Here is a 14,255-nt window from a genome sequence, read left to right as displayed (position 1 = left end):
CGCACCGCGCTGGGGCCGCCGAAGCCCACGAGCGGAGTTCCCACCGTTGTCGGACCGGTCGACTACCGTCGGGAAATCATGGAGCCGCGGTTCGGCGAGGCGATCATCGGGCGGGAGCACCCCGCGGCCCTGCTGCGCGCCGAAGTGGACCGGGTGACCACCAGCCACGGTGGCCTCGTCCTCGTCACGGGCGAGCCGGGCATCGGCAAGACCACGCTGGTGAGCGCGGCCGCCGACGAGGCCCGGCGGCGCGGGGCGCTGGTGCTCGGCGCGGCCTGCTGGGACTCCGACAGCGCTCCCGGCTACTGGCCCTGGGTGCAGGTGTTGCGCCGCCTGGGCCGCCATCCCGACGAGTGGGCCCGGGCGCAGGACGCCGCCGGGCCCGGGCTCGCGGCGCTGCTCGGCGAGGGCACCCGCGCCGAGCCGGTCGGGGAGGAGCCGGGCGACGACGGCGGCCGGGCCGAGTTCGCCCTGCACGACGCCGTGACCACCGCGCTGGTGGCCGTCGCCCAGCACCGGCCGGTCGTGGTCGTCCTCGACGACCTGCACTGGGCCGATCCGGCCTCGATGCGGCTGCTCCAGTTCGCCACCCAGCACACCTGGTTCGAACGGCTGCTGCTGGTCGGCACCTACCGCGACGCCGAGGTCGAGTCCGGCGAGCACCGGCTCCGGCCGCTGCTGCTGCCGCTGACCGCCAAGGCCACCACCATCACGCTGACCGGCCTGGCCCGCGACGAGGTGGCCGCGCTGATCCGCCGCACCGCAGGCCGGGACCCGGCCGACGACCTCGTCGACGAGGTGCACCGGCGCACCGGCGGCAACCCGTTCTTCGTCGAGCAGACCGCCCGGCTCTGGCACACCGACGGCCTGGCCACCACCATCGCGCCCGGCGTGCGCGCGGCGGTGCGCCGCCGGCTCGACCAGTTGCCCGCCCCGGTGGTCGAGGCGCTCACCGTGGCCGCCGTGCTCGGCCGGGACTTCCACCGGCAGGTCCTCGCGGCCTGCGTACCCGGTCCCGTCGCGCAGGTGGACCGGCTGCTCGACCGCGCCGCCTCCGCCCGGCTCGTGCTGGCGCGGGGCGGCGGCCGGTTCGCCTTCGCCCACGACCTGGTCCGGGAGACCCTCTACGACGGGTTGACCGACGCCGAGCGGCGTGCCCGCCATGCCGCCGTGGTCCGCGCCGTCGACCGGTCGGCGGCGCTGGCCGAGCGGCTCATCCCGGCCGACCTGGCCCGCCACGCCTGGCTCGCCGGCGCCGACCTGGGCCCGGCGCGCACCGTCGAGCTGCTGGTCGCCGCCGCCCGGGACGCCGGCGGGCGGCTGGCCGTGGAGGAGTCGGTGCAGCACTTCCGCCGCGCGCTGGAGGTCGCCGAGGAGCCGGCCCGCCGGGTCAAGCTCATGCTGGAGCTGGCCCAGCAGCTGCAGCACGTCGGCACGCCGGACGAGGCCGAACGCCTGCTCGTGGACGCCGCGGCGCTGGCCCGCCCGCTGGACGAGCCGGCCGTGCTGGCCCGCGTCGCGCTCACCGCCCACCGGCAGGACGTGGCGGCCCACCGCCGCACGGGCGCCGCCGAGCTGGTGCGCGAGGCGTACGGGCGGCTGATCGGTGAGCCCGAGCCCGGCCGGACGACGAGCGCGCTGGTCACCGACCTGATCACCGCCACCGAGACGCTGGCCCGACACGGCCGCGACGACGAGGCGCTCACCTTCAGCCTGTGGGCCCGGCACGACACCACCTGGGGGCTCGGCACCGCCGAGGACCGGGCGGTGGTCACCGCGGAGATCCGGGAGGTGGCCCGCCGCACCGGCGACCGGGAGACCGAGCTGTGGGCCACCTCGTTGCGCTGGGTCGCGCTGCTGGAGCTCGGCGACCCGCGCTTCCACGACGAGCTGACCGCCTTCGTCACCGGCTGCCGGCAGGGCGAGGTCGCCCGCCAGCGGATGGCGGCGGCCATCGACAGCGGCATCATCGCCGGCTTCCGCGGCGACTTCGCCGCCGCCGAGGCGCACTTCGCCGAGATGGACGGGTACGGGGAGTGGGAGCACTCCGACCACGCCTTCATGGGTCAGCACCTGCGCTGGTGCCTGCTGCTGCTGCGGGGTCGCCTCGCCGAGGCGGACGCCCTGCTCGACGAGCCGGTGGCGGCAGGTCACCCGCAGCGGGAGCTGCTCCGGGCCATCACGGCCGCCGAGCGGGGCGACGCGGACACCGCCGTGCGGCTCACGGCCGGGATCGAGGCGGCCGGCACCACGTACCCGCGGCCGGTGTCGCCGCTGTGGCTGCGGCTGCGGGCGCAGTCGGCGGCCGCGAGCGCCGACCCCGGCCGCTGCGCCGAGGTGCGGGTGGCGCTGGAGCCGCACCGGGGCCGGTGGATGGCGGCGTTCTTCGGCTGCGACATCAGCGGCCCGGTCGACCTCTGGCTGGCCGCCGTGGACGCCGCCGAGCAGCGCTGGGACGACGCCGTGGCCGGCTACGAGGCCGCCCGCGACGCCGCCGACCGGATGGGTGCCCGGCCGTGGTCGCTGCTCAGCCGGGCCGGGCTGGTGGCCGCCCTGACCGCACGCGGGCGGCCCGGCGACGCGGCCGGCGCGGCCCGGCTGCGCGCCGACACGGCGGCCGAGGCGCGGGCACTCGGCATGACCCAGGTGCTGCACCGCCTGGGCGAGGTGGACGCGCCGGTTCCCGTCGCCCCCGCAACCGTGGCACGACCACCGGACGCGGACCTCACCGTCCCGCCGCCGGCACCGGTCGCAGCGGGCCACGCCGCCCTGCTGCCGGCACCGGCCGGAGCGGGTCACGTCGTCGCGGTGCCGGCTGGAGCGGGTCACCTGGCCGCGGCCGGTTCGGGCGTCGTGGGCGGTGACCGGGCCGGTGAGACGGAGGCCGACGCCGAGCCTGAGTTCCGGCGGGACGGGGCCGTGTGGCGGCTCGCGTACGGGGGCACGGTGGCGCACCTGCCCGACGCCAAGGGCCTGCACGACCTGCGCCTGCTGCTGAGCCGGCCCGGCGTCGACGTGCCCGCGGTCGAGCTGCTCGACCCGGCCGCCGGGCCGGAGCTGGTCGCCGCCCGGCGGCTCGGTGGTGACCCGGTCCTCGACGACGAGGCCAAGGCCCGCTACCGGCGCCACCTGCAACGGCTCGACGACGAGATCGACCGGGCCGCCGCCCGCGGCGACGACCGGAAGGTGGCCGCCCTGGACGTTGAACGCACCGCGTTGCTGGCCGAGCTGCGCGCCGCGGCGGGGTTGGCGGGGCGCACCCGCCGGCTCGGCGACGAGGCCGAGCGGGCCCGCAAGGCGGTGACAGCCCGGATCCGTGACACGCTGCGCCGGCTGGACGATCGGCATCCGGCGCTCGCCGAACATCTGCGTGCCGCCGTCTCCACCGGCAGCTCCTGCCGCTACCTCCCCACCGAGCCGGTGCCCTGGCGCCTCTGAGCCTGGTGAGGCAGCTGGCCGCTGAGGCCACGGCCCGGGATCGACGGATGATCAACTGCCGGACCGGCCGGCCACCACGACCGGGCCGAGGGGCCTATGCTCCCCCGATGTTCCGGAACCTCTTCAGCCGTGGTCAGCGGCCGGCCGAGCCGGCCGTCGACCTGGACCGAGCCCTCGACGACCTGGAGCTGCGTGCCGCGCGGGACAAGGCGTCCGCGGACTGGCGTGCCGCCCGCGACATGATCGAGGCTGCCGGCTCCGACTGGGAGCGCCGGGCCCGCCGGGTCTCCGTCCTCAGCGACGCCGCCGCGGAGGACACGTGGCTGGACGCCTGGCTGGTGTCCGCTCCCGACGATCCGACCGCCGCCGTCCTCCTCGCCGCGACGCTCGCGGAACGAGCGGGCCGGGCGCGGGGTTCGGCCCCGGCCGACCAGACGACCCAGGAGCAGTTCCAGGGGTTCGCCGAGCTGTCGGCCCAGGCCGCGCTCGCCGCGCGCCGGGCCATCGCCCTCGCGCCCCACGATCCCGTGCCGTGGATCGACGTGCTGTGGGCGATGTTCTCTGACGGCCGCTCGCGGCAGGCGGAGTTCCACCAGGCGTTCACCGAGGCGCGGCGCCGTGACCCGTTCAACCTGGGGATCCACCTGGCGGCGGTGAGCTTCCTCTGCGAGAAGTGGTACGGCTCGCACGAGGAGATGTTCGGCCTGGCCCGGGCCACCGCGGCCGCCGCCCCGCCCGGGACGGCGGTCACCCTGCTTCCCCTGTTCGCGCACTTCGAGTACGCCATGCGCGAGTTCAACTGGGGCACCCCCACTCCGGAAGGGGTGCTGGCCTGCCGCCGGTACTTCCAGCGCCCCGAGGTGCGGCAGGAGTACGACGCCTGCGCGGCGAAGTGGCGAGCGGCCGGCCCGCCCCGGCACGGCGACGCGATGGTGTGCCGCAACTGGCTCGCCCTCGCCTACTCGCTGTCCGACCGCCGCGACGAGGCGAAGGCCATGTTCGACGAGATCGGCCCGTACGCCACGAGCCCCGTGTGGGCGTACTTCTTCGGCGGTGTCAAGCACGGCTTCGTGCACAACTGGCGGTGGGCGAACCGCGTCCGATAGGGGCGGGACGACGACGGGGGTATCGCCCGTGGCGATACCCCCGTCGGCCAGTCGGGTCAGCGGCGGTTGTAGCGGTACATGGTCAGCGTGCCGAAGACGGCCACGAACCCGGCGCTCCACAACAGCAGCCACATGGTGTTCGTCGCGTCCGACGACCCGGCCATGGCGGCGCGTACGGCCGCGACCAGGTGGGTGACCGGGTTGGCCTTGACGAAGGCCTGCAGCCAGCCCGGCATGGTGGCCGGGTCGACGAAGACGTTGCTCAGGAAGGTCAGCGGGAACAGCACCATCATGCTGACCCCCATCACCGACTTCTCGCTGCGCAGCACCAGGCCGAAGAACGTCCACACCCAGGAGAACGCGAACGAGAAGATCACCAGCAGGCCGATGCCGGCCACGACGCCGACGGGCCCGCCGGCGGGCCGGAACCCGAGCGCCAGCCCCACGCCGAGGATGACCACCGCGGCGAGCACGTAGCGCAGCACGTCGCCGAAGATCATGCCGACCAGCGCGGCGGGCCGCCAGACCGGCAGGGTGCGGATGCGGTCGAAGACGCCCTTCTCGATGTCGTTGTTCAGCCCGACACCGGTGTACATGGTGATCATCACGACGCTGGTCACCATGATGCCGGGCAGGAAGAACTGCAGGTAGTCCCGCGGGCTGTCGGCGAGGGCGCCGCCGAACAGGTACGTGAACATCAGCACCATGATGATCGGGAACGCGGTCACGTCGAACAGCTGCTCGGGCACGTGCTTGATCTTCAGCATGGCCCGCCAGCCGAAGGTCAGCGACGCGGCCAGCGCGCCCGGCCTCGGCGGCCGCTCGCCCGGGGCGAGGACCGTGGCCAGCGCCTCGGCGGACGGCACGTAGACGGACGGCGGCCGCCCGGTCGTGGTCGCGGTGTCGCTCATCGGGCCGCCTCCAGTTCGTCGTCCCGCTCGTCGGTCCCGACGGCGGGGTGGTCGGTCAGGGCCAGGAACACCTCGTCCAGGCTCGGCTGGCCGAGGGAGAAGTCGTCCACCACGATGCCGGCCCGGGCCAGCTCGCCGAGGGCGCGCGCGGCCTGCTCGCCGGCCTCCAGATCGGTGCCGTCCTCGCCGACCCGGGCGGTGAGCGCCACCGGGTCCGCCGCCAGCTGCACCGGCACGCCCAGCGCCGTCCGCAGCACCTGCTCGGCCCGGGGCCGATCCCCGGCGTCGCGCAGTCGCACGTGGACGGTGCCCGAGCCGACCGACGACTTCAGCTCGCCCGGGGTGCCCTCCGCGATCACCCGGCCGTGGTCGACCACCGCGATCCGGCCGGCGAGCTGGTCGGCCTCGTCCAGGTATTGCGTCGTCAGCAGCACGGTGGTGCCGTGGGCGACCACCGCCCGGATGATCTCCCACACCTGGTTGCGGCTGCGCGGGTCCAGCCCGGTCGTCGGCTCGTCGAGGAAGAGCAGGTCCGGGGTGTTGAGGATGCTCGCCGCGATGTCGATCCGCCGCCGCATCCCGCCCGAGTACTTCTTCACCTGCCGCCCGGCCGCCTCGGTCAGCCCGAACGCGGCGAGCAGGCGGTCGGCCCGCTGCCGGGCCGCCGGCCGGCCCAGGCCGAGCAGCCGGCCCAGCAGGACCAGGTTCTCCGCGCCGGTCAGGTCCTCGTCGAGCGAGGCATACTGGCCGGTCAGGCTGACCCGGGCGCGGACCGCGTCCGCCTCGGCGACGACGTCGTGGCCGAAGACGCGGGCCCGCCCGCCGTCCGGGCGCAGGAGCGTGGCCAGCACCCGCACCGCGGTGGTCTTGCCGGCGCCGTTCGGCCCGAGCAGGCCGTAGACGGTGCCGGCGGGGACCTGGAGGTCCAGGCCGTCCAGCGCGCGGGTCGAGCCGAACGACCGGACCAGGCCGTCGGCCTCGACGGCCAGGCCGGTGTTCCGGTTACTCATGATCACTACCTCTCTTCGTGTTCTCAGGAGACGTACGGGCGCGCCGCGCGGCCCTCGCGCAGCGCCAGGCCCCACCAGCAGAGCTCGTCGAGGAGCACCCGGGCGTCCTGCCGGAGCCGCTCCTCGGCCCGCCCCGTCGGCTCGCCGTCGAGCAGGTCGACGCCGACGGTGTCGCGCACGGTCGTCGCGTGCAGGGCGGTGAACACGGTCCGGAGCTGGTCGACCGCGTGCAGGCCGACCGACCGGCAGCCGTACGACACGAAGCCGACCGGCTTGGCCTGCCACTCGTCGTACGCGTAGTCGATCGCCTGTTTCAACGACGCCGGGAAGCTGTGGTTGTACTCCGGGGTGACCACCACGAACGCGTCCGCCCGGTTCACCTCCCCCGCGAACGACCGCATGGCCGCCGTGGGCTCGGCCGGCAGGCTGGCCGGGAAGTTGTACCCGGCGAGGTCGAGCACGGTCACCGCGAGCCCGTCGCGACGGCGTGCCTGCGCGACGAACCAGCGACCGATCCGGTCGCCGATCCGTCCCTCCCGGGTGCTGCCGATGATCACAGCGAGCCGCAACGGCGTCATGCTCCCCTCCCGCTGGTGTCGGGCCTCACCCCGCAGGCGCCAGACGCGGACCGGCGACCCGCCAGATCCGATCTGGCGGACCGGTGTCGGGGTCGGCTGCTTCAATCGGCGTCGGAGAAGAGGGGGAGGGCATGACCGAGGTACGCCTCGCGCGGTGGAGCGCCGACGACCTGGCGCTGCTGCGGCAGCTCAACGCGCCGGAGGTGCGGGCGCACACCGGCGGCCCGGAGACCGACGAGCAGGTGCTCGCCCGGCACGAGCGCTACCTGCGCGGCCCCGGCCCGCGCAGCGGACACATGTTCACCGTCGGGCTGCCCGACGGGACGAAGGTGGGCAGTGTCGGTTACTGGGCGCGGGAGTGGCGCGGCGAGCCGGTCTACGAGATGGGCTGGGCGGTGCTGCCGGCGTACCAGGGGCGGGGGCTGGCGAGCGCGGCGGTGCGCGCCCTGATCGCGGAGGCCGCGGCGCACGGCGACCGGTGTTTCGCGCACGCCTACCCGTCGGTGGAGCACCCGGCGTCGAACGCGGTGTGCCGCAAGGCCGGGTTCACGCTGCTGGGCGAGACGGAGTTCGAATACCCGCCGGGGCACCTCATGCGCTCCAACGACTGGCGCATCGAGCTGACGCGAGAGGGATGAGGCGGGCACGACCGATATGCCTCTTCGCGCGGGAGGTGCGGCACCGCCGCCGGATGCCGGATCGCGGACAGTGCGCGACGACCTGGTCGCCCTACGCTGCCGACGGCACATGACGCACGGGGGCGTGTCTCGTCGGCTGCCCCGCGGGTCCCCGTGCGCACACCGACCGGAGAGGGGACCTCCTGTGTCCGTCGCACGTCGAAGTCTCGCCGCGTTCACCGTCGCGGTTCTGGCCGCCGCCCTACCGGCCACCGCCGCCTCCGCCGCACCGGAGCAGGACGTCGGGCTGCTCCGGCTCACCGTCACCCAGCCCGACGGCACCGCCGCCCGGGGCAGCGTCGACCTCGCCGCCACCGACGACAGCCACTCCGAATTCCTGCAACTCGACGAGTCCGGGCAGCTCAGCGTGGAGGTGCCCGCCAACGACTACAAGATCAGGATCACTCCGGCGTACGTCGACCCCGACCAGCCGGACGACGGGCTGCGGCAGTGGGTGCCCGGGAAGACCGGTTACGCCCAGGCCCAGGCGTTCCGCGTGACCGCGGGGGGCACGACGGACGTCACCGAGCGGCTGCTCCCGCCGAGCCCGCTCACCGTGCGGGCGCGGGACGCGATCACGGGTGCGCCGATCACCCGGGTCTGCGCGTACGCCGACGGCCGTGGCGGCACCTGCGACGACACCGAGCTGACCATTCCCCGGCTCGTGCCGGGCCCGCAGACGATCCGCGTCTACACCGAGGACGGCAACCACCTGGCCACCGACGCCGAGGTGACCGTGGTCGAGGGCGGCACCGCCACCGCGCTGGTCGACCTGACGCCCGCCGCCCACCTGGAGACGACGGTGGTCGACGCCGCCACCGGCGCGCCGGTCGCGGGCGCCTGCGCGACGGTGGCGCCGGCCGGCACCGGCGAGCTGCCGAGCGTCGGCCCGCTGGCCTGCTCCGACGGGACCGGGCGCCTCCGCCTCGACTCCGTCGAGGCCGGCGCCTGGAACCTGTTCGTGCGTCCGACGGGCGACTCGCCGTACGGGGCGCAGTGGGTCGGCTCCACCGGCGGCACGGGTGACCCGACAAGGGCCCGTACCGTCACCGTGGCCGCCGGACGGACCGTCACGGTCCCGCCGGTCCGCCTCGACCGGGCCGGGACCATCACCGGCACCGTGACCAGCGCCGCCACCGGCGCGCCGGTGACCTCGGGTGAGGTCTCGCTCGCCCACTCCTCGGGCCTGTCCTACCTCAGCTGGGGCACCTACCTGGACGGTCAGGGCACCTACCGGATCGACTGGCTCGGCCCCTACCGCTGGCCGCTCCTGTTCACCACCACCGACCACGCCCTCCAGTGGTCGGGCGGGGTCCCGGTCCGGGGCCAGGCGAAGCCGGTCACCGTCCGGGCCGGTGGCAGCACCTCCTACAGCCCGGCGCTGAAGCGCGGCACGCTGGTGACCGGCGGGCTGACCAACCCCGCGGGGCGCCCGGTCAGCGCCGTGCTGACGTTCCACAACGCCGCCACCGGTGAGGTGGTCGGGTCGACGTGGGACTACGACGGGCGGTACGAGACGCGGGTGCTCGGCCGGCAGACCGTCACGGTCGACTGGCAGTGGGGCGGGTTCGCCCACTACGCCGGCTGGTACGACGGCGTCGCCGACGCCGGCGGCGCGAAGCGGGTCACCGTTCCCGCCAGCGGCACGCTGACGGTCGACATCGGGCTGCGCCCGTTCCCGGCGGGCTGAGCAGGGGGACCGTCCTGGCCGGGCGTGCCGAGGCACGCCCGGCCAGCGCGCGTCAGCGGGCGGTGTCCAGCCGGGTCCGCTGCTCCGCGGTCAGCTCCAGGTCGACCGCCGCGAGGCTCTCCTCCAGCTGCGCCACGGAGGAGAACCCGACCAGCGGGATCGCCGGCACGTCCCCGCCCAGCAACCAGGCGAGCACCACCTGGTTGACGGTCGCCCCGATCTCGTCGGCGACCTCCCGCAGCGCGGCGAGCCGGGCCGGGGTGCTCGGCAGGGCGTAATCCTCGGCGAGCCGTTCCGGCTTCGCGTAGGCGCCCTTGAGCAGCGGCGAGTACGCCACCAGGGTGAGCTGCGGCTCGGCTCGCAGGTAGCTGGCCAGGTCGGGGCCGACCCAGCCGACGTCGCCGTCCGGGTCCAGGTCGCTCGGCACGTCCGGTCGCCGGGCCAGGTAGCTGCGGTGGTACTGGAGCACCTCGTACCCGGGCAGGCCGGCCGCGGCGGCGAGCGACCGGGCCCGCTCGACCCGCCAGGCGCGGTGGTTGCTGCCGCCGAGCAGCCCGACCGTGCCCTCGGCCACCAGCTCGGCGAAGCCCTGGACCGTCTCCTCCAGCGGCACGGTCCGGTCCTCGATGTGCGCGTAGAGCAGGTCGAGCTTCTCCACGCCGAGCCGTTCCCGGCTGCGCTCGGCCGACTCGCGGATCACCTTGGCGGACAGGCCCTCGGCGTTGTCCAGGTAACTGGTGCCCGGGGCGAGGGGACGGGCGCCGAGCTTGGTGGCGATGACCACCTCGCCGCCGATCCCGCGGCTGCGCCGCCAGCGGCCGAGCAGCTCCTCGCTCTCCCCGCCCTGGCCGCCGTTCTGCCAGAACGCGTAGTTGTCCGAGGTGTCGATGAACGTGCCGCCGGCCTCGACGTACCGGTCGAGGATCGCGTACGAGGTGGCCTCGTCGGTGGCGGTGCCGAAGAGCATCGCGCCGAGGCTGAGCACGCTGACCTCGCGCCGGGTGGCCGGGTCGGTGCCGATGGTGCGGTAACGCATGGGTTCCTCCCCGTCAGAACGTTGCCCTCACCCTCCACCTTCGAGTGCGCGCGAAGTCAAACCTCACCAGGGGAGCACCCCGTAGCCGCCGCCGGCGTCCATCTGGTAGCCCCAGAGCAGGCCGCTGGGCCCGTCCGCCGGCAGGGTGGCCAGGTGCACGCTCACCTCGGCGCCCTCCTCCGCGGTGCGGAAGCCGCTGTGGTGGTTGAGGTCCGTGGCGCAGTAGCCGGGGTTGGCCGCGTTCACCTTGATCGGGGTGTCCCGCAGCTCCTTGGCGTACATGGCGGTGACCATGTTCAGCGCGGTCTTCGAGGACGGGTAGGGGATCGAGGTCAGCGCGAACAGGGCGCCCCCCGGGTCGGTCATCACCGCGATCGAGCCGACCTCGCTGGAGACGTTGACGATCCGGGCGGCCGGCGCCCGGCGCAGCAGCGGCAGCAGCGCGTTGGTCACCGCGACCACGCCGAACACGTTCGTCTCGTACACCTCGCGCAGCGTGTCGAGCGTCGTCTCGCTGGGCAGCCCGGCGCCGTCGGCGCGGATGATGCCGGCGTTGTTGACCAGCACGTCCAGGTGGCCGTACTCCCGCTCGACCAGCTCGGCCGCGGCGGCGACCGACGCCGCGTCGGTGACCTCCAGCGGCACGAAGTGGGCGTCCGCCCCCTCGGCGCGCAGCTTGTCCGCCGCCTCGCGGCCCCGCACGGCGTCCCGCGCGCCGACCAGCACGGTCATCCCGCGCGCGCCGAGCTGCCGGGCGGTGGCCAGCCCGATTCCCTTGTTGGCCCCGGTGATCAGGGCGATCGTCGTCGTCATGCCGTCGAGGCTGCCGCCCGGCGCCCGGCGGTGGGAGAGGCCCGCCGAGGCTGGTACCGGCGGTACCAGCCTCGGGAGCCGGCCGTGCGGCAGGCTGGGGGGCATGAGCACACTGCGCCGCGACGAGCTGGCGGGGTTCCTGCGCACCCGCCGCGCCCGGTTGCGCCCCGCCGAGGTCGGCCTCCCCGAGGGGGTACGCCGCCGCACGCCGGGCCTGCGCCGCCAGGAGGTGGCCCAGCTCGCGGGGATGTCCATCGACTACTACATCCGGCTGGAGCAGGGGCGCGGGCCGCACCCGTCCCGGCAGGTGCTCGCCGCGCTGGCCCGGGCGCTGCTGCTCAGCCGCGACGAGCGGGCGTACCTGTTCCGGGTCGCGGGGGAGAGCCCACCGGACGCGGTCGGCCCGTCCCGGGAGGTGCCGGCCGGGCTGCGGCACCTGCTCGACGCCATGACGGAGACGCCCGCCTACCTGGTCGACGCCGCGTACGAGGTGCTGGCCTGGAACCGGCTGGCCGCCTGGTTCGTGGGCGACCTGTCGGCGGTGCCGGCCGGCGAGCGCAGCATGGTCCGCTGGATGTTCGGCCGCACGGTGCCCGAGTCGCACTGGGCCGACCCGGAGGTGCTGCGCTTCGCCCGGACCACGGTGGCCGACCTGCGGGCCGCGTACGGCCGCTACCCGGCCGATCCGGCGCTGGCCGGGCTGGTGACCGAGCTGCTCGGGCTCTCCCCGCGGTTCGCCGCGCTGTGGGCCGAGCACGAGGTGGGGGAGCAGCGCCCGACCGTCAAGCGGGTCGCCCACCCGGAGCTGGGCCCGCTGGAGTTCGAGTGCCGGGTGCTGCACGTGCCGGAGACCGACCAGAGGCTGATCGTCTACGTCCCCGAGCCGGGGTCGCCGACGCAGGCCGCGTTCCGCCGGGCCGCCGAACGCGTCGGCTCCTGAGCCCGCGACCGGGGCCGGCCGCCCGGCCCCCGGTCGCGGTGGCGGCTCAGTCCGGGATGTAGTCGAAGGTGTCCGGGTTGGGCCCCTGCCGGCCCGCCTCGCCCATGTCCAGGCCGTTGAGCCGGTCCACGGTCGCGCCGTCCAGCTCGAAGTCGAAGATCCGGAAGTTCTCCTCGATCCGGCTCGGCGTGGTCGACTTCGGGAAGACGATGTCGCCGCGCTGCACGTGCCAGCGCAGCACCACCTGGGCCGGGGTCCGCCCGACCTCCTCGGCGATGTCGACGACGGTCGGGTCGTCCAGCACCTTGCCCTGCGCGATCGGCGACCAGGCCTCGGTGAGGATGTTGTGGGCCTTGCCGTAGGCACGCACCTCCTCGTTGGCGAAGTAGGGGTGCACCTCGATCTGGTTCACCGCGGGCGCGATCTCCGTCTCGGCGGCCAGCCGCTCCAGGTGCGCCACCTGGAAGTTGGAGACGCCGATCGACCTGATCCGGCCGTCGCGCTGCAGCTCCTCCAGCACCCGCCAGGTGGACACGAAGTCACCGTCGTAGCGGGTGGGCAGCGGCCAGTGGATCAGGAACAGGTCGAGGTAGTCGAACTTCAACTCGGCGAGGGTCGACTCGAACGCCTTGCGGGCGTCGTCCGGGCGGTGGAACGCGTTGCTCAGTTTGCTGGTGACGAAGACCTCGCTGCGGTCCAGCCCGGAGGTGCGCACGGCCTGCCCGACCTCGGCCTCGTTGCCGTACATCTCGGCCGTGTCGATGTGCCGGTAGCCGACCTCCAGCGCAGTGCGGACGGCCTGCACGGTGTCCTTCGGGTCGATCTGGAAGACCCCGAAGCCGAGCTGCGGGATGGTGTTGCCGTCGTTGAGCGAGATGTCGGGAACGCTGTTCGGGGCCATGAAGCCTCATCTCCGATCGTCCGGGTGCCCGGGGGAACGCTTCCACGCGCGGCGCCGGGCCTTGCCACCAGGCTTCTCTACCCGCTCGACCCGGCTCGTCACGGCCGCCGTCGGGGTGATCTGTGCCGCCCTGAGGCGCGTTCAGCCCACCTGTGGCTGCTCACCGGCCTCGAAGAGCACCGGCCAGGGCCGGGCGGCCGACGCGAGCGCCGCGGTCGCCGGTGGCGGCTCCGCGGCCGCCAGCACCTGGGCCGCGAGCTGCCCGAACATCGGGGCCGCGGGGTGCCCGGCCCGCGCCGGCCAGGCCGCCGAGGTCCGCTTGACCAGCGGCGCGTCGACCAGCGGCCGCCAGGCGATCCGCGGCTCGCGGCGGGCCACCGGCTCCGGTTCCAGCGCGACCGCGCCACCGGCCAGCAGCAACCCGAACAGGAACTCCGGGTTGCGGGCGGGCCGGACCCGGGCCGGCGCGAAGCCGTGCCGGCGGCAGACCGCCAGCAGGTGCCCGTGCCAGCCGGGCGCGGTGGCCGGCGGCGCGGTGACCAGGTCCAGGCCGGCCAGGTCGGCCAGTCGAACCTCGCGGGCCCGGGCCGCCGGGGCGGCCCGGGGCAGCAGCACCCCGACCGGCGCGTCCACGGCGGGGCCGAAGCGCAGCCCGGCCTCCTCCACCGGGTGGTGCAGCAGGCCCACGTCGAGCCGCCCCTCGGCCAGCATCCGCCGCTGCTCGGCGCTGGTCAGCTCGTGCAGGTCCAGGTCGAGACCGGGGGCCCGCGCGGCGAGCCCGTCGAGCAGCGCGCGCAGCGTCACGGCCGGGGTCTCCGGGGGTACGCCGGCACGCAGCACGCCGAGCGCGCCCCGGCGGACCTGGTCGACCAGGTTGCGCAGCCGGCGTTCCACGGCGAGCAGCTCGTCGGCCTCGCCGAGCAGGAGCTGGCCGGCCGTGGTGAGCCGGACCTGGCGCTGCGACCGGTCGAACAGGGTGGCGCCCAGCTCGCGTTCCAGCCGCTGGATCGACTGGCTCAGCGGCGGCTGCGCCATGCCCAGCACCTCGGCCGCCCGCCCGAAGTGCAGCTCCCGGGCCACCACCACGAAGTGCCGCAGGTGTCGCAGCAGGTCCACGACGGGCACCCTACGCCCGCCCCGGTCGCCGCTGGTTAG

The 14,255-nt window shown here is 75.0% G+C and carries 12 protein-coding genes; 5 read left to right on the top strand and 7 right to left on the bottom strand.

The window, feature by feature from the left end; all coding sequences use genetic code 11:
- Positions 1-78 precede the first annotated feature (78 nt).
- Both RMN56_RS05820 and RMN56_RS05815 read left to right on the top strand, forming a co-directional pair.
- The gene (locus tag RMN56_RS05820; RefSeq protein ID WP_313722803.1) at positions 79-3,438 is read left to right on the top strand and encodes an ATP-binding protein; all 3,360 of its coding nucleotides are present in this window, start codon (positions 79-81) and stop codon (positions 3,436-3,438) included.
- 107 nt (positions 3,439-3,545) lie between these two features.
- On the top strand, positions 3,546-4,544 hold the full coding sequence (locus RMN56_RS05815) for a hypothetical protein (RefSeq protein WP_313722802.1): 999 nt from the start codon (positions 3,546-3,548) through the stop codon (positions 4,542-4,544).
- A 56-nt stretch (positions 4,545-4,600) separates the two neighbouring features.
- Here RMN56_RS05815 and RMN56_RS05810 read toward each other — a convergent pair whose 3' ends face one another.
- Genes RMN56_RS05810 through RMN56_RS05800 form a run of 3 tightly spaced genes read right to left on the bottom strand, consistent with a single transcriptional unit; the run spans position 4,601 to position 7,043 of the window.
- Positions 4,601-5,455, bottom strand: a complete 855-nt coding sequence (locus RMN56_RS05810) for an ABC transporter permease (RefSeq protein WP_313722801.1) — start codon at positions 5,453-5,455, stop codon at positions 4,601-4,603.
- Positions 5,452-6,465, bottom strand: coding sequence for an ATP-binding cassette domain-containing protein (locus RMN56_RS05805; protein WP_313722800.1), 1,014 nt, complete (start codon positions 6,463-6,465; stop codon positions 5,452-5,454). The genes RMN56_RS05810 and RMN56_RS05805 overlap by 4 nt, the downstream gene beginning before the upstream one ends.
- A gap of 23 nt (positions 6,466-6,488) precedes the next feature.
- A complete protein-coding gene (locus RMN56_RS05800; RefSeq protein ID WP_313722799.1) occupies positions 6,489-7,043 on the bottom strand; it encodes an NADPH-dependent FMN reductase in 555 nt (184 codons plus the stop codon).
- 131 nt (positions 7,044-7,174) lie between these two features.
- On the opposite strand from RMN56_RS05800, the gene RMN56_RS05795 reads away from it, so the two are divergent.
- Both RMN56_RS05795 and RMN56_RS05790 read left to right on the top strand, forming a co-directional pair.
- Positions 7,175-7,681 carry a GNAT family N-acetyltransferase gene (locus RMN56_RS05795; RefSeq protein WP_313722798.1) on the top strand — a complete coding sequence of 169 codons (507 nt, stop codon included), beginning with the start codon at positions 7,175-7,177 and terminating at the stop codon, positions 7,679-7,681.
- A gap of 184 nt (positions 7,682-7,865) precedes the next feature.
- The gene (locus RMN56_RS05790) at positions 7,866-9,410 is read left to right on the top strand and encodes a hypothetical protein (protein ID WP_313722797.1); all 1,545 of its coding nucleotides are present in this window, start codon (positions 7,866-7,868) and stop codon (positions 9,408-9,410) included.
- 52 nt (positions 9,411-9,462) lie between these two features.
- On the opposite strand, the gene RMN56_RS05785 is transcribed toward RMN56_RS05790, so the two are convergent.
- Both RMN56_RS05785 and RMN56_RS05780 read right to left on the bottom strand, forming a co-directional pair.
- On the bottom strand, positions 9,463-10,446 hold the full coding sequence (locus tag RMN56_RS05785) for an aldo/keto reductase (RefSeq protein WP_313722796.1): 984 nt from the start codon (positions 10,444-10,446) through the stop codon (positions 9,463-9,465).
- 63 nt (positions 10,447-10,509) lie between these two features.
- Entirely contained in the window at positions 10,510-11,259 is a 750-nt protein-coding gene (locus RMN56_RS05780; RefSeq protein ID WP_313722795.1) for an SDR family oxidoreductase, read from the bottom strand.
- A 103-nt stretch (positions 11,260-11,362) separates the two neighbouring features.
- On the opposite strand from RMN56_RS05780, the gene RMN56_RS05775 reads away from it, so the two are divergent.
- Positions 11,363-12,199 carry a helix-turn-helix transcriptional regulator gene (locus tag RMN56_RS05775; RefSeq protein WP_313722794.1) on the top strand — a complete coding sequence of 279 codons (837 nt, stop codon included), beginning with the start codon at positions 11,363-11,365 and terminating at the stop codon, positions 12,197-12,199.
- A 46-nt stretch (positions 12,200-12,245) separates the two neighbouring features.
- Here RMN56_RS05775 and RMN56_RS05770 read toward each other — a convergent pair whose 3' ends face one another.
- Both RMN56_RS05770 and RMN56_RS05765 read right to left on the bottom strand, forming a co-directional pair.
- Entirely contained in the window at positions 12,246-13,100 is an 855-nt protein-coding gene (locus RMN56_RS05770) for an aldo/keto reductase (RefSeq protein WP_313722793.1), read from the bottom strand.
- Between the two features lie 141 nt (positions 13,101-13,241).
- Positions 13,242-14,216 carry a LysR family transcriptional regulator gene (locus RMN56_RS05765; RefSeq protein WP_313722792.1) on the bottom strand — a complete coding sequence of 325 codons (975 nt, stop codon included), beginning with the start codon at positions 14,214-14,216 and terminating at the stop codon, positions 13,242-13,244.
- Positions 14,217-14,255 lie beyond the last annotated feature (39 nt).

This window comes from Micromonospora halotolerans (assembly GCF_032108445.1).
Lineage (GTDB): Bacteria > Actinomycetota > Actinomycetes > Mycobacteriales > Micromonosporaceae > Micromonospora > Micromonospora halotolerans.
The sequence above is the reverse complement of the archived record's forward strand: the minus strand, read 5'-3'. Positions and strand labels throughout refer to the sequence as shown.